This window comes from Enterococcus salsurae (assembly GCF_054784955.1).
Genome location: NZ_BAAHWY010000001.1, coordinates 526,417 through 546,254 on the forward strand (window position 1 = coordinate 526,417; position 19,838 = coordinate 546,254).

Genomic DNA, 19,838 nt, shown 5'->3' on the forward strand with positions numbered 1-19,838 from the left:
AATCAACATGACCCGATGGTTTATTGTATTATAATTTGATCGTTCCAACAACCTTCTTCCCTGATTGCTGGCCAGTTTGTTCCAATGTGAATGCATCAATCTGATCTGTATTTGTGATGACAACCACGATGCTTGTTTCTTTTCCTGCAGCGGCCACCGCAGCAATATCCATTTCGGCTATTGCCTCGCCTAGCGCGACTTGCTGTCCCTCTGACACATGGACGTTGAATGGTTTGCCATCTAAATCAACTGTATCTAATCCCATATGCACGAGGACTTCGACGCCTTCATCCATCAACAGACCGATGGCATGCTGGGTGGGGAAAACACTAGTGACTTTCCCAGATACCGGTGCATACACTGTTTCATGGTCAGGAATGACTGCAAATCCCTCGCCCATCATTTTACCTGCAAAAACTGGATCCTTCACTTGCTCGATTGGAACCACTTCTCCATCTGCAACCGACACCATGTCAATCGTCAAGCCTTGGCTTTGATGCGCCTTCGGTGTATCTGCTGGCTCGGAAATGACTGCTGCTGGAATCGTAACACCGGAATCTAACAGATCTTGGATATCTGATTTTAAGACATCTGCTTTCGGTCCATAGACGGCTTGAACGCCATTGTCTTTGACGATCAAACCTAATGCACCAGCAGCTTTCCAAGATCGCTCATCACCGACAGCTGTCCGATCGTTCACGGTCACTCGTAACCGTGTCATGCAAGCATCAACATCCTGAATATTCTCGCGCCCACCCAACAAGTTTATGATTTTCACGACTTGTGCATTTGGGTCAAGCGTGCCGTCTGCCGTTGCTGCTGCCGGCGTATCTGCAGCTCCTTCGACTTCATAATTGCCATTTCGGCCAGGTGTAGCAAAGTTGAACTTCTTGATCAAGAAATTCGCCAGGAAGTACATACCGACACCAAAAACAATGGTCACGAGAACAAAATTGATCAAGTCTTGCCCTAAACCTGCATTGATTGCCATTGGGGTTCGTGTCAACAGCTCAATATTGCCAAAGGAATGCACACGCAGATGAACGATATCCGCCATCGCAAAAGCGGCACCCTGTACAACTGCGTAGACAATGTATAGCGGTACAGCCGCGAACATAAACATAAATTCTAATGGTTCTGTTACCCCTGTCAAGAAGACCGCGATGGCTGCTGACAAATACATCGACGTATACTTGTGGCGTTTGTCCGCATCGACGTTGCGATACATCGCATAAGACAAGCCCATCAAAATACCCGAAGAACCAATCATTTGCCCCACTTTAAAGCGGGCCGGCACAAAGTTTTCCAACAAAAATTGATACTGCGATGTGTCTCCGGCATTGCGCATATTAACTAGATCAGTCGCCCACGCCAACCATAATGGATCTTGACCAAACACTTGCGTTCCTGCTTGTGCGCCAGAAAGAATCGTGTAAGTCCCACCCAATTCTGTATAGTTGATTGGAATCGTCAACATATGATGTAAGCCAAATGGCAGCAGCAACCGTTCTAAAGTACCAAATAAAAACGGTGCCAAAATAGGTGCACTTTCTTGCGACTGGGCGATCCACAGCCCAAAATTATTGATACCAGCTTGGATGTATGGCCATACCACAGAAAGGACCAATGCGACAGCTACTGACCGTGCAATCACCACAAAGGGAACAAATCGTTTGCCATTAAAGAAGGATAGCGCATCCGGTAATTTGCGGAAATTATAATATTTGTTATACGCAGTTGCCCCAACAAATCCCGCAATGATCCCCACAAAAACCCCCATATTCAAAGCAGGTGCTTCCAATACACTTGTAAAAAAGCCATCGATCATGATTTTTGTGCCGAATAAGGTATGGGTGAACGCCCCTTCCTCTGCTAACATGGCACTTGTCACGCCAAAAATCGACCCAGTGATTCGATTGATCAATACAAAGGCGATACCAGCTGCAAATGCACCCCCAGCTCGTTCTTTTGCCCAACTGCCACCAATCGCTAACGCAAATAATAAATGCAAATTGCCAATAATTGCCCAACCAATACTTTCGATCACACCGCCTGTGGTAACAAGGACGCCCCAGTCAGCATTGATCATCGGAATCGTTTTCCCGATACTGATCATCAACCCAGCCGCTGGCATGACTGCAACGACCACCATCAGTGCTTTTCCGAATTTCTGCCAAAATTCGAAACTCAATAATTTTTTCATCTTCTTTCCTTCCTTTCTGAAACGATTGACGCAATCGGTTTCTCTACTTTTTTATTCTAACGAAGAAAAAACATTTTGTAAACCATCAATTTCTGAATGAACAATAGAAAAAAAGCCTTTTTCATTAAAGATTATTAACAAAAACAAGAAAACTCGCAGAATGCAACAACAAAGACTTGACCACGCAATCGTTTGCGCTTATGATAAATATATCATAAAAATTATGGAGGGCTCATTCATGAAGAAAATCCAACGATTGTTCGAAATCGATCCGTGGAAAATCGCCACATCAACACTAGATAAAGAAAACCGCCGACTGCAAGAGTCGTTAACAAGTATTGGAAATGGCTACATGGGCATGCGGGGCAATTTTGAAGAACAGTATAGCGGCGACCATCATTTAGGCACCTATATTGCTGGTGTTTGGTACCCTGACAAAACCCGCGTTGGCTGGTGGAAAAATGGTTACCCCGATTATTTCGGTAAAGTGATCAACGCTGTTAATTTTATCGCAATGGACTTATATATCAACGACCAGCAGGTAGACTTAGCCAAAGTCAGTCCGAAAGATTTCCGGATGGAACTAGATATGCAAACAGGTATTTTAAGCCGGACATTTACCGTGTCTTTAGCAGGCGCCACTGTGAAATTCTCTTTCGAACGTTTTTTAAGTATCGTTAAACGAGAACTTGCTTTGATCAAGATGGAAGCAGAAATCTTAGACGGCCACGCTGAAGTCAAAATCGTTTCTAAATTGGACAATAATGTCCACAACGAAGACAGCAATTATGATGAACGTTTTTGGGAAGAATTGGCTGATGGAAAAGCAGCTGATTTCAGCTATTTGACGACCCGTACAGTAGAGAATCATTTTGATATCGAACAATTTACTGTCACTTCTGCAATGCACCACGATCAAGTCCCTGACGCTTCCATAAAAAGTGAACTTTCTGTAGCCGACACCTTTGCTTTTAGCGGTGATGCTGGGACAGCATTCTCACTGATCAAAGAAGTGTTGATTATTACAAGCCGTGATGTGCCAGAAGCTGACCATCCAGCAAAAATCACTGAATTGGCTGCTTTATATGGAGCTTCATACGCAGAATTACGGCAAGAACAAGTCGATGCATGGCAAGCACGCTGGGCCTTAGCGGATGTCATCATAGAAGGTGATGACGCCGCCCAGCAAGGGATTCGCTTTAACCTGTTCCAATTGTTCTCTACTTATTACGGTGAAGATGAGCGGTTGAATATCGGACCGAAAGGGTTCACTGGTGAAAAATATGGCGGTGCCACTTATTGGGACACGGAAGCCTATGCTGTACCACTATATTTGGCTTTAGCGAAACCTGAAGTGACACGCAACTTATTGAAATATCGCCACAATCAGTTGCCGCAAGCCCACATCAATGCCCAAAAACAGGGATTGGCTGGTGCCTTATATCCGATGGTGACCTTCACTGGGATCGAATGTCATAACGAATGGGAAATCACCTTTGAAGAAATCCACCGCAATGGGGCAATTGCCTACGCGATCTATAATTATACAAATTATACTGGTGATACGACTTATATGAAACATGAGGGATTGGACGTATTGACGGCTATCGCACGTTTTTGGGCTGACCGTGTCCATTATTCGAAACGAAAGCAAGCGTATATGATCCACGGTGTGACTGGACCAAATGAGTACGAAAATAACATCAACAACAACTGGTATACCAACAAAATGGCTGCTTGGGTCTTACGCTATACTTTAGAAAATTATCGCACTTTCGAAGATGAAACCAATGTCGAGATTTCTGCAGATGAGCAAGCCAAATGGCAGGATATCATTGACAACATGTACTTCCCAGAAGATCAAGAATTAGGGGTCTTCGTTCAACACGATACGTTCTTAGACAAAGACTTGATGCCGGTATCCGACTTAGACCCTGCGCATTTGCCATTGAACCAGAACTGGTCTTGGGACCATATTTTACGTTCTTGCTTTATCAAACAGGCCGATGTGCTGCAAGGAATTTATTTCTTCGGTGATCAATTTACCAAAGAAGAAAAACAACGGAATTTCGATTTTTACGAACCAATGACTGTGCATGAATCTTCTTTATCCCCTAGTGTGCATGCTATTTTAGCCGCAGAACTGGGCATGGAAGAAAAAGCCTTAGAAATGTATGAACGAACTGCACGACTTGACTTGGATAATTATAACAACGATACCGATGACGGCTTGCATATCACATCAATGACCGGCAGCTGGTTGGCAATCGTACAAGGATTCGCCCAAATGAAAACCGACCATGGTCATTTAGGCTTTGCACCATTCTTGCCAAGTACCTGGCGCAGTTATGCATTCCACATCAACTACCGGGATCGTTTGATCTTTGTGTCTGTCGATGATACGACCGTTACGTTGAAGAAAATCTCAGGTGACTCATTGCCAATCAAACTTTACGGCAAAGACTGCATTTTAGAAACAGAAGTAACAGCTGACATCGTATAAGATTTGATTGAAAGAAGAAATGGCTGCATTTCTTCTTTCTTTTGATTGGTCCTACCATAACAGTGATACTTTGTGATACTATAAGCTAAAAAAGGAGGAGTAACAGTGAGTATAACGGTCAAAGATGTGGCCAAAAAAGCTGGGGTTGCCACTTCTACGGTTTCACGCGTCGTCAACAATCATCCAAGTATTTCTGAAGATACCAAAAAGAAAGTCCGCAAAGTGATGGCCGACATGGGGTATGTGCCCAATTTAGCGGCCCGAAATCTTGGCAAACAAATTTCCAGTGCGATTGGCGTCGTTTTGCCCCCCTTAGATTCCAAAGAACGGCTAGGAAATCCCTTTTACTTAGAAACAATAGAAGCCATCAACGAAGAGGCCCGTCATCACCAAATGACAGTTGCTGTCGCCTCTGCCCGAGATTTTGATACACTATTGAAAAATGTGGAACGTATGCATCTGCAAAAACAAGTGGATGGTTTTATTCTCGTCTACTCTGATGAGAAAGATCCAATCATCAACTACTTAGTCGAAAAAGAAGTCCCTTTTACTTTGATTGGTCATCCTTACAGCAATGAAGATAAAATCGTGTTTGTCGATAATGACAACCAACTCTTAGGAAAACAGGCGACCGAACATTTGATTGCTCAAGGCCATACCCGTATCTTATTTGCCACTAACACCACCCATGAAAACCTCTATTTCGAGCGTTTTTTTGGCTACCAGAAAGCCATGATGCTAGCCAGTTTACCCTTCTATCCGGCGTTGACTTTTGAGAAAGCCGAGGATTATGTCACCTTCGAAGAAGTCATCAAGCAGGCACAAGCAACGGCTATCGTGGTCATCGATGATCTTTTTGCGGTGAGGATCATTCAATTGGCTGAAATGTACGGCATCAAGGTTCCTGATGATCTTTCAGTGATCAGTTTCAACAATTCGATTTTTGCGACCTTGACCCACCCCTATTTGACGAGTATCGATATCAATGTATTGTCTCTAGGCAAAATCGCCACCGAGCGTCTGATGGCACAATTGAATCACGAAGACTCCAATGGCATGCAATTGGTCGTGCCGCATAAATTGATCAAACGAGAAACGGTCTTGAACTTGCATCATGTGGATCAAGTGTGACCATTCACGTTTCTACAAAAAAACAGCTACCAAATCAGCATTTGGTGGCTGTTTTTCTATTCTCTATTATTGATAGTCTTTGCTTTCTAAACGGAATAACGGGCTCATCGGTGTGTTTTCATGGATGCGTTTGACCGCCTCACCCATGAGTTCAGCACATGAGATATACTGTAATTTTTCTGGATGCCGTGCATCTTCTGTCCAACAAGAGTCCGTCACACAAATACTTTCGATCAGTGAGTCATCAAGGATTTGCTTGGCCGGCGGTGAAAGCAATGCGTGAGAGGCACAGGCATAGATCTCAGTTGCTCCAGCTTCTTTCAATAGTTGGGCAGCTTTGGACAACGTTGCACCGGTATTCAGAATATCATCGACCAAAATACATTTTTTCCCTACAACATCACCAATCACGTAGCCTTCTTGTGCTTCATCTTGATCAACGATCGCAATGGCTGTATCCAGATATTCTGCCAAACTGCGGGTTCTTTGAACACCGCTGTTTTTAGGCGAAACTACGACATAATCGTCTCCTGTCATCCCTTTTTGACGGTAATAATGGGCAAATAAAGGAATCGTGAACAAATTATCCACTGGAATATCAAAAAATCCTTGTACTTGAACAGCATGGAGGTCTAACGTCAGCACCCGAGAAGCACCTGCTTCAACAAGCATGTTCGCAATCAATTTTGCTGTGATCGGTTCATGCGGGTTTGCTGTACGATCTTGCCGTGCATAAGCATAATAAGGCAAGACCACGTTGATGGTTTTGGCACTAGCACGTTTCATCGCATCGATCATGATCAACAGCTCCAAATAATGGTCATTGACTGGTTCGTTGGTCGACTGGATAATATAAATGTGATCCCCGCGAACACTTTCTTCAATATTGATCGCAATCTCGCCATCACTAAATTGTTTCACTTTCGATTTCCCTAGTTCTGTTCCGAACACTTTTGCGATTTTTTCTGCCAATGGCAGATTGCCATTCAAACTAAAAATCTTCAACGAACTATCTTTATAACTCTCGCCCATGATTGCCTCCAATGAATATGGTTATTTTTATCTATTCTAGCACAAATTTGCTGTTTTTTTAAGTCGCGGGATCAAGGTAATGTCACAGTGCCGTTCACCCAACTAGCTGGAATCACTTTCCTATAGTTTCCCCAATTGTCATGGACTTTAAAGAATCGTTCTCCTTTATCATTTTCTAAATAGGCGTAGGCAACCACCCAATGATTCCCATACGTGCTGCCCAATGGTTTCAAGATACCGATAATCACAGGTTTTCCTTGATCGATTCGCTTACAAGCACGTTGCCAGCCACCAACCATCGTTGCGCGCCCACGATAAGGCAATTGAAAATGGGCAAAGTAACGACTCAATCCATGGGCAACTTGCCAAGAGATTGTCGGCAACCCATGTGGTTGGATCACCAATCGCAAAAACGCGGTCACAGCCGTGAGATCCCGTTGATTTTTCTTGCGAAATGCTTGAGGAATGATGGACGCGTCGATGTGATCCTGATAATAAGCCAAAAAAACAGCCGCTGCATATGTCCCGCACAAATACCCCGAGGGCGTGACCCATTGCCGATACAAACGAAAGCGTTCTTCGGGGATGCCCTGCCATGTGGATTTTTCCATCTGCTTCACCTTCTTTGTTTCTATTATACCTCAAAGGATCGAACAATCTCCTATCGAATCCTTATCTAAAGAAAAACTTTTCTTTGCGTCCTTTCGATTTTTGATTCATAATAGTAGAAAGCGAGAGGAGCGAAAGACATGACAACCCTGTTAAAAGATGATTTTTATGATTATGTAAACGGCGAGTGGATGGACACTGCAGTGATTCCTGCGGATAAACCTGCAACTGGCGGGTTTCAAGATTTGGTAGATGGCATCGACACATTGATGATCGCAGAATTCGAGAACATGGCCAAAGATCCCCATGCAACACCCAAAGGCCGGATGAAAGACGCGGTCGCTTTCTACCGGTTGGCAAAGGATTTTGCAACACGCGATGCTGCTGGCGGTACAGAAGTCTTACCTATCCTAGCAAAAATTGAAGCCTTAGCTTCTTATGATGATTTAAATCAGCAATTGGACCAATTTATCTTGGATGGTATCACATTGCCTTTCCAATTCGATGTCGATTCTGACATGAAGAACGCCAAAATGAATACATTACTCGTCTATCCACCAGCAACGATTTTACCGGATAAGACGTATTACACGGACAACCCGCAAGCAGAAGAAATGCTGCAAGTCTACTTTGATATGGCAGTAAAATTACTGGTGGCTTACGGCAAAGACCAAGCAGCTGCTGAATCCCTGGTGGAACAAGCGATTACTTTTGATAAATTGATTGCGCCCCATGTACGCAGTGCGGAAGAGAGTGCAGATTACAGCAAAAATTACAACCCGCAAACATTGGATGCTTTTGCTGCACAATCTTCCCATATCGATTTCAAAACAACCTTGACTGCTTTACTTTCAGCCACACCAGAATCCCTGATCGTCACAGAACCAGCATATTTCGAAGCATTCGATCATTTGCTCTCTTTGAGCCATTTCGATTTACTGAAAGGCTGGATGATCGTCAACCAAAGTTTGACATATACGGCTTACCTGAGCGAAGAGATCCGACAATTAGGAGGCACTTACGGCCGCTATTTGTCTGGGATCGACGAAGCGATGCCCCAACAAAAAGCCGCCTACTATTTAACGATTGGTCAGTTCAGCCAAGTGGTGGGTGACTATTATGGTCGCAAATATTTTGGTGAAACAGCCAAAAATGATGTCAAACATATGGTAGAGACCATGATTGGTGTCTATCAAAACCGATTGACCAGCAATCAATGGCTTAGTCAGGATACCCGTGAAAAAGCCATCGTCAAATTAAACAATTTAGGCATTCATGTCGGCTATCCTGATCAAATCCCAGCGATCTACGATCAGCTGCATACGGATGAGACTTCTTCACTCTTACAAAATGCATTGCGCTTTGGCCGCTTATTCCGAGAAGACGGATTTAAAAAGTGGCAGCAGCCAGTTGATCGAAACGAGTGGGAAATGTCTGCCGCGACGGTCAATGCTTATTATCATCCGTTCAAAAACGTCATTGTCTTTCCGGCAGCCATTTTACAAGCACCATTTTATAGTTTAAAACAATCATCCAGTGCCAATTATGGCGGGATCGGGGCAGTCATCGCCCATGAAATTTCTCATGCCTTTGACAACAACGGTGCCAAATTTGATGAGTTTGGGAATTTGAATAATTGGTGGACTGAAGAAGATTTGGCCCATTTTGACACGTTGGCACAAGATATGATCAAAGCCTTTGACGGTGTACCATTTGCGGGCGGTACCGTGAACGGGACGTTAACCGTTTCTGAAAACATCGCCGATGCCGGCGGATTGAGTTGTGCCTTAGAGGCAGCTGAAAAAGAAGCGGACGTAGCATTGGAAGACTTCTTTATCAACTGGGCAAAAATTTGGCGTACCAAAGCCAAAGAGCAGTATCAACAGTTATTGCTGTCGATCGATGTCCACGGCCCAGCAAAATTGAGAGCCAATCTTCAAGTTCAAAACATCGACGCATTCTACACGACCTTCGACATCAAACCAGGAGACCCTATGTATCTTGCTCCCGAAAAACGGGTCCATATCTGGTAAAAAAAAATCCATCACAGAAAACGGCATCAACCGTTTTCGTGATGGATTTTTTGGTTTATCAAACAATTATTGATTCAACGCTTTCTTTAACATAGCGATTACTGAATCAAATTGCGTATGGGCATTGACCACTTGATCGGCTTTTTGTCGGTTGCCACGGTCTTTCAAGAAGTCCATGATTTGATTCTCATCTTTGATACCAAGTTTTGCCATGAAAGCATCCAAGTCAGCAAAATCCGTATATTTTTTTAAAAAATCATTGTTCAGCAATCCTTTGATATCTAAATTACCTTTTTGATATGCTTGATATAATCCAGTCAATTCACTAAAACTAAAATTTTCTTTCAGTTGATCCATCCATCCCATGACTATTCCTCCTTCGCTATGATTTTGGCACCGAGTGTTTGTTCAAAATGGCGCAATGCCCATTCATGACCAACCGCATCGAAACTCGCGACTGCATCTGCATCAATCACCAATCGATAGCCTAAATTATATGCATCTACAGCTGTATGGAGAATGCAAATATCTGTACAAACACCCGTTAAATATATCTCCGTGATGCCGCGCTCTCGCAACCGAATATCTAAATCTGTTCCACTAAATGCCGAGTAATGGCGCTTGTCGATCCAATACACATTTTCACGATCTTTTTGCGCTTCATACAGTGGTGCCAACGATCCATACAATGCTCTGCCAGAACTGCCTGCAATATTATGTGGTGGAAACAACTGACTTTCCGGATGATAGTGATCCTCAGGGTCATGGCGGTCTATCGCAAAAACAACAAAATCCTCAGCGTCAATAAACGCTTGTGTCTGATCTACCAGCCGTTGTTCAATCGCTTGACCTGCTTGACCTGTAGTCAAACGGCCGTCATCAGCTACAAAATCAACTGTATAATCAATGGACAGCAATGCTCTCATAGAAAATCCTCCTTTTAGTCTAGCGCTGCTAGCCTCACTTTAATTGCTTAAGAAAAGCCAGCACCATTTCAGCCGAACGTTTGCCCGCATCTAAAATAAAGTCATCAAACGATTGGGTGGCTCCATGGTCTGCCGTGTCACTGATCGCCCGAACGATCAAGAAAGGTACATTGAATTGTTGCGCAGTTTGGGCGATCGCTGCCCCTTCCATTTCACAAGCCAACGCCTCAGGGAAGTGATCCAAAATAGCCGTAACTTTTTGCGGATCATTGATAAAGCTATCCCCTGTAACGATCAGCCCATTCTTCACAATATGATCAGTGGCTTCAGCTGCTTTCGTCATTTCACTGATCAAATAGCGGCTTGCTTCATAATACAAAGGCATTCCGCCAGGCAATTGGCCAAACGCATAACCAAAACCAGTGACATCAACATCAAAGTACGCGACTTTATCTGAGATCACCAAGTCACCGACTTGCAAACCTGACCCTATGCCGCCAGCAGACCCCGTATTGATCACCATATTGACACCATATTGCTGAATCAGCAAGCTCGTCGTGATCGAGGCCAACACCTTGCCGATACCAGAACGTACCACGATCACTTCATGATTGCCGATACTCCCAGAAATAAATAGCGCACCGCCTCTTTCCCATGACAATGGTGTGGCTAATTGCTCTCTTAGTGCTTTGATTTCTTCATCCATTGCACCGATAATACCGATTTTCATACATATATCCCCCTTCAAAAATCCATACATTATACAAAGCAGCTATCATTAGGCCATATCAAACCAAATAACCCCCATATGAATCTCTGCATGCTTCTCTTTTATAATAAACGCAGCGAATTACAACAGAAAAATAGCCAAGCCAACAACGATCAACAACAAACCAACGATCACGATTGCTTTCATCAAAAAGCGATTCAAATCACGGGACTTTTGATTTTCTCCGGCCCGCGTTTTGGTGATATCCTTTGTTTGCTTACGTACTTTTCGGTAATGGTTGTCGATTTGCTTTTCTTTTTTCTGTAATTCTTTGTTGCTTTGTTTGGCGATCAGTTTTTGATTGCGTTCATTCGCCGCCTCTTCCTCTTCTTTGCGTCGCCGCAATTCCGAACGAGTGATCAATGGTTCTTTAGGCAAGGCCCTTCCTCCGTTTCAATTCCAGCAATTCCCAATATTGCAACGCAAACAATGTTTTGGCATCGCAAATCCTTCCATCTGCCACAGCAGCTTGCGCCTCTTCAAAAGTCAGTTCATAGATTTCCAACACTTCATCGTCATCTTGCGGCAACGAATTTTCCACTTTCGTGATAGCCGTGGCACAATATATGTGCAGGATCTCGTTGGCAAAACCTGGCGATAAATACATAGAATAAAGATGTTCAAGGGCATCTGGACGATAACTCGTTTCTTCTTCCAGCTCGCGGGCACCTGTCAATTCAGGTGTCGACCCTTCACCAGGATCGATTTTCCCAGCAGGTATTTCTAAGATGACCCGTTCCAATGGTTTTCTGAATTGGCGCACAAACACCATTTTATTTTCTGCTGTTAAAGCGATCACCGCAACACCGCCAGGATGAAAGACCAGTTCTCGTTTACTGGTGCCGCCATTTGGCAAAGCCACATCATCAATCACAACATCGATGATTTTTCCATGGAAGATCTCCTTGCGCTGGATCGTTTTTTCTTCAAAATCTGTATATTCAAGCATTTTTCTCCACCTAACCTTTACTCGTCTTATCTAACAAACACTTTAGCATAATTTGCCAAAAATATCTTCTTAAGAAAAGACAAGAAAGCTTATGAATTTACTAAATATCAGAATATCCACCCCAAGTCTGATATTTTTATCCGCTGGAACATGCTAAAATAAAGATGTCGAACAACCAAATCAACTTGTCCAACGATTTTTTTAGGAGGAGGAAAAATGAAAAAAAACATCCGGTTGATCGCTGGTGCGATCATACTCATTATGTTGCTGCTATTTGTTAGCGCAACTGGTACTGATACATTTACAACCTTGTTGTTGTTAGCAGGTATCGTTTTAATCGTGGTCGGCCTTAGAGGCCGCAAAGTCGAAGCCAATCCCCATGTGTTGCCTTCTTTGACCAAAGAAAGAGAAGCGCACTATTTGAAAAGCGGGATGTCGACACGTGAAATCGAACTATTTCGCGACACGATGAACCAAAGCAAACAGCAAATCGACCAACTGCAAAAAAACATTGCCCGCAACAATAAACTAAAAGCGATTGACTTGCGGCATGACGCTTTACGGGCATCGAAGGCGCTCTTTAAAGAATTGGTCAAGGAACCAAATAAGCTGCCATTGGCCAATCACTTTCTTTATACCCATTTGCCAAATATGGTCGATCTAACCGACAAATTCATCGAGATTAACGAACATGAGATCAAAAGTCGTGAAACCTATGAAAAAATCGAAGAAAGCACCCAGATCATCGAACAAATGGCCTCTTTGATCGCCAAAGATTACTCGCAATTTGTTGCAGATGACCTTGATGATATGGATATTGAGTTATCCATTGCCAAACAAAGCATAAAACGCGATAATGAATAGGGATAGATCTCACGCTTACATAAGCGAATCAGATCTAAAAAAAAATCTAGCCCAGGCTAGATTTTTTTCGAAATGAACACATTTTTAGGAGGAGTTTCTATGAGTGATACACCTGATCAAATAAAACCAGTCAACGATACCCTTGACGATCTATTGAACAACCCATTTGCAACCCCTGTCGACACGTTGACAACTACACAACAAGCAGAAATCACTGCGCTGCAAGAACAACAACAAGCCCCTCGGCTAATCGACAAATTGCCGCCAGAAAGACAGGCACAAGCCCAAGAACTTGCCAACAAGATCGATGCCACTGATCAGCAAGCAGTCATCACTTATGGGGCAGCCGCACAGACGAAGCTCGGGGAATTTTCGCAATCGATGTTGAATCATGTACAAGCAGCCGATATTGGTCCTGTTGGCGATTCATTGACAGAATTGATGTATCGCTTGCAAGAAGCCAATCCCGATGAATTGCGTGCGGGTGAAGGCAATCTATTCAAGCGGATGTTTGGCAAAGTCAAACAATCAATTTTTGAGATCACAGCGAAATATCAAAAAATCGGCGCCCAAATCGATAAAATCGCCGTCAAACTAGACAAAGAAAAAGATGGTCTGCTGAAAGACAACTTAATGCTGGAGCAGCTTTATCATAAAAATAAAGACTACTTTGACGCATTAAATATCTATATCGCAGCTGGGGAATTGAAAATGCAAGAATTACAAACCACCATCATTCCTGAAGCTATGAAGAAAGCCGAACAAACCAATGATCAAATGGATGTACAGATTGCCAATGACTATACTCAGTTTTTGGACCGTTTAGACAAACGGACCCATGATTTGCGCTTGGCACGCCAAATCACGATCCAACAAGCACCACAAATTCGTTTGATCCAAAACACCAATCAGGCTTTAGCAGAGAAAATCCAAGCCTCTGTCAACACAGCCATTCCATTATGGAAAAACCAAGTCGTCATTGCATTGACCTTGTTGCGACAAAAAGATGCCGTTACAGCACAACGACAAGTATCTGAAACAACCAACGAACTGTTGAAGAAAAATTCTGAAATGCTTAAAGTCTCTGCAATCGAAACAGCCAAAGAAAACGAGCGGGGCATCGTCGATATCGAAACCTTGCAAAAAACGCAGAATGATTTGGTAGAAACCATCCAAGAAACATTACGCATCCAACGCGAAGGAAAAGAAAAACGTCGGGCTGCCGAAGTGGAATTGGGTCATTTAGAAGAAGATTTGAAAGACCGTCTGTTGGATTTGACGGGGAATAAATAAAGAAAAAGCCAAAAGCAATATCAGACGTGCCCTGCACGTTATCTGATATGCGCTTTTGGCTTTTTTGTTTAATTAGAGAAAGCATCTAGATAGGGCATTCCTGTTTGGGCACCCAATTGCTGCACGGACAATCCTGCTACATGATTGGCAAACTGTACTGCCGCTTCCAGAGATAAGTTACGACAAATTGCTGCGGCAAAAGCACCATTGAAGGTATCCCCAGCACCTGTTGTGTCCAAGACTTGCTCTTTTGTTAATGACATAGCAGGAACCTTGCGCACCGCTTGGCCATCATGATAGATAGCCCCTTGCGCACCCAAAGTCACAATGAGCTGGTTCGGATACTTTTGTACCGCTTCTTCAATCGACAGCTCTGAGAATAAGGCCTTACATTCTTCCTCGTTTGGTGTAAGATAAGTGATTTGACCTATGATTTCTGAGTCAAGCTGTGTCACTGGTGCTGGATTGTATAAAACGGGGATCCCTCTCTCACAGCACCTGTCAATCAGTGCGCGATTGACCGTTTGAGGAATTTCATTTTGCAGAATAACCATTGAGAGATCTTCCCAGTCAATCAAGCGCTGTTGAATAAAAGATGCAGTTAGCTGCTGATTGGCAGCTGGCACAACAATGATCCGATTATCTCCTTCAAACAATGTAATGTGCGCTGTTCCTGAAGTTGATGCTGGGATTTTGGCGACATGATCCGTTTCGATCTGATTGTCTGCTAAGTTGTTGATCAATTGTTGACCTAATAGATCATCACCCACCGCACCGCAAAAGGCAACTTCCACCCCTGCGCGTCTCGCAGCGACAGCTTGATTGGCCCCTTTGCCGCCAAAAAATTGTTTGAACTGCGTACCAAATACCGTCTCGCCTTGTTGCGGTATTTGCTGTGTTTCGACTACATAGTCCATAGATAGACTACCTACGACCAAAATTTTTGGCATTTTTTCTCCTCCCCAAAATCATATATATAGGTAGTTTATCATATTCCCTTAGGCTATGATAAACAGCAAAAAAGAGTCAGCCTAAAGCTAACTCTTCTCCTCATCTTGCAACGCACTATGCCGATATCCATACACAAAATAAATCACCACACCAATCACCAAAGTAATCGCAAAAACGATCCAAGTGGTCATTTGCAGACGGGTCATCAAAAATAGACAGCTGGCCACGGAAAGCAATGGTAGAACTGGAACAAAGGGGACTTTGAATTCCCCTTTCTTTGGTTCTCCCAACATGTTGCGCAGTTTGATAATACCTAGCGACATTAAAATCAAATACGACAATGCGGCAATATTGGTCAACTCAGCCAAAATATTCAATGGAAATGCGGCAGCAAAGAACAAGGCAAAGGCCCCAGCAACATAGGTCGCTTTTTTGGGCGTTTGCTGCTTTGGATCTACCTCTTGCATAAAACGCGGCAGCAATCCATCTTTGCTGATTGCATACAACAAGCGTGCCAATGAATACATCATAGCAATCGTGACTGTTAAGAGTGTCAAGATCGCACCGACGGAGATAATCGAACCGACCAATCCGTGGTTGATATAACGCATCGCAAATGCTACCGGATCACTAACACCTAATTCAGTATACGGAACGATACCTGTCAAAATCAGTGTCACCACGATATATAAAACAGTGGCGATTGCAATCGAGCCAATAATCCCCCTGGGAACATTTTTCTTGGCATCCTCGACTTCTTCAGCCGCCATTGCGACCGCGTCAAACCCTAAGAAAGCAAAGAACACCAAAGCAGCACCATTAAAGACACCTGAGAAGCCAAACGGCATAAAGGGCTGCCAGTTGCCCGGCTCGACGAAAAATACACCAAAGATGATAAATAAGGCAATGATCGCAAATTTGACCCAAACCATTGCATTATTCAATCGCAAGGCTTTCTTCGCCTCTTGGCTCACCCATAAAGTGACAAAGACGATCACCAAACCAGCAATCAAGTCAATATACGTCCCTTTACTTGGGTCATACCCCGCCGTCAGCGCCGTAGGCAAATAAATCCCGGCACTGGCTAAGAATCCTTGGACATATCCGGACCACCCTGAGGCCACCGAAGAAACAGCCAATAAGAATTCACAAATCAGGAACCAACCGGCCGACCAGGCAATGAATTCCCCAAAAACGACATACAAGTAAGAATAAGCGCCCCCCAAAACCGGAATACGAGAAGCAAATTCTGCAAAAGACAGACCTGACAACACCACCACGATCCCGGCAATCACAAAGGACAAAATCAGTGCCGGTCCTGCATACTCAGCAGATGCCGCCCCGGTCACAACAAAAATCCCCGTACCAATAATGGCGCCAATCCCCAGCATGATCAAATCTTTTAATTTCAATTCTTTCTTTAGGTTTGTCACACGTTCTGGTTGTATGACCTTTTTACGAAATAAATCCATGGTTCCTCCTGAAATTTACGTTACGCCGCTTTCATATATCCCAGCAAAACGCCACCAATAATCACCAGCAAACAGCCAATGACAACATAACGCAATTCTTTTTTGGTTTTCTTTTCTCCTAGAATGAAAATACCGCCCAGCGTTGAAATAATGATGCCCATTTGCGACAATGAAAACCCAACTGCCAAACCGACTTGTTGTACGGTGATCAACATACACACATTCCCGACGCCCCACAACAAACCAGACAATGTATTCTTCCAAACATAGCGATCCACCGTCGTTTTGCGTAATGCGAACAAACTGGCACCAATCAGCATACCGATACTTTGAGGCAAAATAATCGCCAACGGATCGATTCCTGCCCAAGTGATAATGATCGTATAGGCACCATAACCAATCGTAGAAGAGATCAAAGCTCTGAATCCTTTAGGAAAATCGAGCATTTTGTTTTCTGTTTCTGGCGCTTTTTCTCCATCTTGTCGTGCCGTCAAATACGCACCTAGCACCAACAAGATCAAGGCACAGATGCCTAACAAGTAATCGCGGGTTTGTGTCCATTCAGCAAAAAAGACCGCCCCTGCCACAGTATTCAAAATCAACTGCATCCCTGTTGACAACGGCAAACCTACAGAAACACCTAAATGTTTCATGCCATGGAATTGGCCATTTTGACCGACAGACCAGCATAAACCTGAGAGTAAACCAATGATGATCACTTTCCCGTCAATCGTAGGCATCGTGACAAAAAACACAATCAGCGAAAAGACAAACGCACCAATCGTCATCCCTAGTGTTTGTTGATTGGCATCGCCTCCAAGTTTTCCACTGACTAAACCGATGCTGCCCCACGCGAACATAGGGATTAAAGCTACAAGCATTTCCATTTTATTCATCCTTACTATTCAGTTTTTAGTACACAAGGGTAAGTGTATCAGTGAAAACGTTTAAAGGACAAGTTATAATTTGCTGAAAACAATGTGAAAATCAGGCGTGATACTGTACCTAACCAATCCTCATTTTTCTAGCGAATTTCTTCATAATAGCTTAATAAAGGGAAAAACAAGGTCATGGTTGTGCCTTTTCCAACAGTAGACGCGGCAGTCAGTTCGATCCCTAACTCCTTGGCCAGATTTTTGGCTAAATATAGACCCAATCCTGTAGAATGGGTGTCGGTTTTACGCCCATTTTCACCTGTGAACCCTTTATCAAAAATACGGCGCAGGTCTTCTGGGGGAATACCAATACCAGTATCGATCAATCGCAAATACGTACCTTGTGGATCTTTATCGATTTGGATCGTCAGCTGGCCATTATCAGGCGTATATTTGACCGCGTTGCTCACCAACTGGCTAAAAATAAAGGACAGCCATTTTTCATCTGTCAAGATTGGCTGATCATCTCCCACGACTTTATAATGCAAATTCTTTTGGATAAAATAGTTGGCCTGATTGCGCAATACAGGTTGAATCACTGATTTTATCGACACTTCTTGAACCAGATAGTCCTTCGAAAAGCTATCTAATCGGGAAACATACAAGACTTGTTCGACGTAAGCATCGATGCGGTTGAGTTCATTCTCTAATAAGATAAATTTATCATCAGGAATATCAAACTCCACAGCATGGAGCAATAAACGAGAAGCGGCTAGTGGCACTTTGATCTCGTGGACCCATGAATCAATATACTCCTTTTGCTCTTCTTGATTGCCCACGACTTGCTGCATCAACTCTTGATGTTCGCTAATCAATTGATTGATATAGCGCTCGATCCGCTCTTCTTCGACAGAGCGCGCCCCTTGCAGATAATTTTGCAATAAATTTTCGCCAGATCGCGGCGTGAGTTTTTGCCAAAAACGCCGCTTTGCCAAAAAACTGACCGCCAAAAAAAAGACCAGCAGGACGCATTGCATCAAAAATAGGTAGCCAACAGTTCCCCAGTCTAATGGTGAGTGGGGGATCAACCAAAAGACCAACACAGTCAAAACAAATAGAATCAACCAAGCAGCCAGCAGTAGCCAACGATCTTTGAGAAAGCCAAGCAGCGTTTTTAGATGGTTCATGGCACAATATACCCTTGGCCCACTTTGGTTTCAATATAACCTGCAGTCCCTGTTTGTTCGATCTTCCGACGCAATCGGTTGATATTGACGGTCAAGGTATTGTCATCCACAAACCGCTCATCATCCCACAATGCCCGCAGGAGTTTTTCACGACTTAAAATCTTGCCATGATTCTTCATTAAAATATAGAGCAAGCGATACTCGTTTTTGCTCAAATCGATCGTTTCATCATTGATCGACATACTGCTATTGTCAATATTCAACGTCAATCCGTTATGGACCAATGTTTCATTGCTGCTCTCAACATAATTATACGAACGACGCAGCAATGCGTTGATTTTTGCGATCAAAACATCGATCTCAAAGGGCTTAGTCACAAAATCATCGGCGCCCATATTCATCGCCATGATCATATCCATATTGGTATTGCGGCTAGAAATAAAAATGATGGGTACCTTCGATGTTTCTCGAATTTTTTGGCACCAATAATACCCATCAAACACCGGTAAATTGATATCCAAAAGGATCAATTGGGGATTTTCTGCTTCAAAATCGGCACCTACTTGATGAAAATCTGTCGTGCCAATCGTATCAAATTGCCATTTTTCCAATTCCTCCATGATCAATTGCCGAATGACAACTTCATCTTCTACTACCATGATTTTAGCCATAAATATGCATGCCTCACTTTTTTCGAAAATACTTTCCTTAACTGTATCAAAAAATATACCTGAAAGCGAACAATAATCGCTCATTTAACCAATAATAAAAGACCCGCCATCCATATGGCGGATCTTTTCGGTTCTCTCTTCCCTGTTGTGTGCGTTACTCAATGATTTCTACGGTGTCGATCAGCAATTTTCCAACGAATAATAAAATACCGTCTAAAAACAGCACACTCATATTGATTCCTAACAACATTGAGAGTTTTTCTATGACATCAATATGGGGCCGCTGCTTCAAATAGCGTATCAAAAAGAAATTTGTTCCGTAAGTCACCAACATGATCAAACCCATTACCATCACCATTTTTTTCCCTGC

General features: G+C 43.3%; 19 protein-coding genes. 5 read left to right on the forward strand and 14 right to left on the reverse strand.

The genetic code is table 11. The features are described 5' to 3' along the window. Nucleotides 1–28 precede the first annotated feature (28 nt). Nucleotides 29–2,203 (reverse strand): PTS transporter subunit IIBC, encoded by a 2,175-nt coding sequence (locus ACYVRS_RS02605; RefSeq protein ID WP_461202414.1) that lies wholly within the window; start codon nt 2,201–2,203, stop codon nt 29–31. Nucleotides 2,204–2,441: 238 nt separating this feature from the next. On the opposite strand from ACYVRS_RS02605, the gene ACYVRS_RS02610 reads away from it, so the two are divergent. Further along, nucleotides 2,442–4,706, forward strand: coding sequence for a glycoside hydrolase family 65 protein (locus ACYVRS_RS02610; RefSeq protein WP_461202416.1), 2,265 nt, complete (start codon nt 2,442–2,444; stop codon nt 4,704–4,706). Nucleotides 4,707–4,811: 105 nt separating this feature from the next. Beyond that, nucleotides 4,812–5,837, forward strand: a complete 1,026-nt coding sequence (locus tag ACYVRS_RS02615) for a LacI family DNA-binding transcriptional regulator (RefSeq protein WP_461202418.1) — start codon at nt 4,812–4,814, stop codon at nt 5,835–5,837. 66 nt (nt 5,838–5,903) lie between these two features. Here ACYVRS_RS02615 and ACYVRS_RS02620 read toward each other — a convergent pair whose 3' ends face one another. Then, nucleotides 5,904–6,869: a ribose-phosphate diphosphokinase gene (locus tag ACYVRS_RS02620; protein ID WP_312497923.1), complete on the reverse strand. Its 966-nt coding sequence runs from the start codon at nt 6,867–6,869 to the stop codon at nt 5,904–5,906. Nucleotides 6,870–6,940: 71 nt separating this feature from the next. Then, complete coding sequence (locus ACYVRS_RS02625; RefSeq protein WP_312497924.1) at nt 6,941–7,480, reverse strand: C39 family peptidase; 540 nt, start codon at nt 7,478–7,480, stop codon at nt 6,941–6,943. Nucleotides 7,481–7,618: 138 nt separating this feature from the next. On the opposite strand from ACYVRS_RS02625, the gene ACYVRS_RS02630 reads away from it, so the two are divergent. Then, complete coding sequence (locus ACYVRS_RS02630) at nt 7,619–9,511, forward strand: M13 family metallopeptidase (protein ID WP_461202421.1); 1,893 nt, start codon at nt 7,619–7,621, stop codon at nt 9,509–9,511. 66 nt (nt 9,512–9,577) lie between these two features. Here the strand turns inward: ACYVRS_RS02630 and ACYVRS_RS02635 are convergent, their stop codons facing one another. The 5 genes from ACYVRS_RS02635 to ACYVRS_RS02655 form a co-directional block, all read right to left on the reverse strand. Continuing rightward, nucleotides 9,578–9,877 carry a hypothetical protein gene (locus tag ACYVRS_RS02635; RefSeq protein WP_054115195.1) on the reverse strand — a complete coding sequence of 100 codons (300 nt, stop codon included), beginning with the start codon at nt 9,875–9,877 and terminating at the stop codon, nt 9,578–9,580. A gap of 2 nt (nt 9,878–9,879) precedes the next feature. Beyond that, nucleotides 9,880–10,437: a cysteine hydrolase family protein gene (locus ACYVRS_RS02640; RefSeq protein ID WP_461202423.1), complete on the reverse strand. Its 558-nt coding sequence runs from the start codon at nt 10,435–10,437 to the stop codon at nt 9,880–9,882. Nucleotides 10,438–10,471: 34 nt separating this feature from the next. Beyond that, nucleotides 10,472–11,167 carry a 5'-methylthioadenosine/adenosylhomocysteine nucleosidase gene (locus tag ACYVRS_RS02645; protein ID WP_312497926.1) on the reverse strand — a complete coding sequence of 232 codons (696 nt, stop codon included), beginning with the start codon at nt 11,165–11,167 and terminating at the stop codon, nt 10,472–10,474. Nucleotides 11,168–11,287: 120 nt separating this feature from the next. Beyond that, nucleotides 11,288–11,584: a cell wall synthase accessory phosphoprotein MacP gene (macP, locus tag ACYVRS_RS02650; RefSeq protein WP_054115198.1), complete on the reverse strand. Its 297-nt coding sequence runs from the start codon at nt 11,582–11,584 to the stop codon at nt 11,288–11,290. Then, on the reverse strand, nt 11,577–12,155 hold the full coding sequence (locus ACYVRS_RS02655; protein WP_461202425.1) for an NUDIX hydrolase: 579 nt from the start codon (nt 12,153–12,155) through the stop codon (nt 11,577–11,579). The genes macP and ACYVRS_RS02655 overlap by 8 nt, the downstream gene beginning before the upstream one ends. Before the next feature lie 216 nt (nt 12,156–12,371). On the opposite strand from ACYVRS_RS02655, the gene ACYVRS_RS02660 reads away from it, so the two are divergent. Then, complete coding sequence (locus ACYVRS_RS02660; protein ID WP_461202427.1) at nt 12,372–13,019, forward strand: 5-bromo-4-chloroindolyl phosphate hydrolysis family protein; 648 nt, start codon at nt 12,372–12,374, stop codon at nt 13,017–13,019. A gap of 99 nt (nt 13,020–13,118) precedes the next feature. Beyond that, nucleotides 13,119–14,312, forward strand: a complete 1,194-nt coding sequence (locus ACYVRS_RS02665) for a toxic anion resistance protein (RefSeq protein WP_054115201.1) — start codon at nt 13,119–13,121, stop codon at nt 14,310–14,312. A gap of 68 nt (nt 14,313–14,380) precedes the next feature. Here ACYVRS_RS02665 and ACYVRS_RS02670 read toward each other — a convergent pair whose 3' ends face one another. The 6 genes from ACYVRS_RS02670 to ACYVRS_RS02695 form a co-directional block, all read right to left on the reverse strand. Further along, the gene (locus tag ACYVRS_RS02670; RefSeq protein WP_461202429.1) at nt 14,381–15,262 is read right to left on the reverse strand and encodes a ribokinase; all 882 of its coding nucleotides are present in this window, start codon (nt 15,260–15,262) and stop codon (nt 14,381–14,383) included. 87 nt (nt 15,263–15,349) lie between these two features. After that, on the reverse strand, nt 15,350–16,735 hold the full coding sequence (locus tag ACYVRS_RS02675; protein WP_461202431.1) for an APC family permease: 1,386 nt from the start codon (nt 16,733–16,735) through the stop codon (nt 15,350–15,352). A gap of 20 nt (nt 16,736–16,755) precedes the next feature. After that, nucleotides 16,756–17,622: a GRP family sugar transporter gene (locus ACYVRS_RS02680; RefSeq protein WP_461202433.1), complete on the reverse strand. Its 867-nt coding sequence runs from the start codon at nt 17,620–17,622 to the stop codon at nt 16,756–16,758. Nucleotides 17,623–17,759: 137 nt separating this feature from the next. Next, on the reverse strand, nt 17,760–18,797 hold the full coding sequence (locus ACYVRS_RS02685; RefSeq protein ID WP_313510157.1) for a sensor histidine kinase: 1,038 nt from the start codon (nt 18,795–18,797) through the stop codon (nt 17,760–17,762). Continuing rightward, nucleotides 18,794–19,468: a two-component system response regulator SapR gene (gene sapR, locus ACYVRS_RS02690; protein ID WP_054115206.1), complete on the reverse strand. Its 675-nt coding sequence runs from the start codon at nt 19,466–19,468 to the stop codon at nt 18,794–18,796. Before sapR ends, ACYVRS_RS02685 begins: the two co-directional genes overlap by 4 nt. A gap of 154 nt (nt 19,469–19,622) precedes the next feature. After that, nucleotides 19,623–19,826 (reverse strand): hypothetical protein, encoded by a 204-nt coding sequence (locus tag ACYVRS_RS02695; RefSeq protein ID WP_054115207.1) that lies wholly within the window; start codon nt 19,824–19,826, stop codon nt 19,623–19,625. Nucleotides 19,827–19,838: the final 12 nt, after the last annotated feature.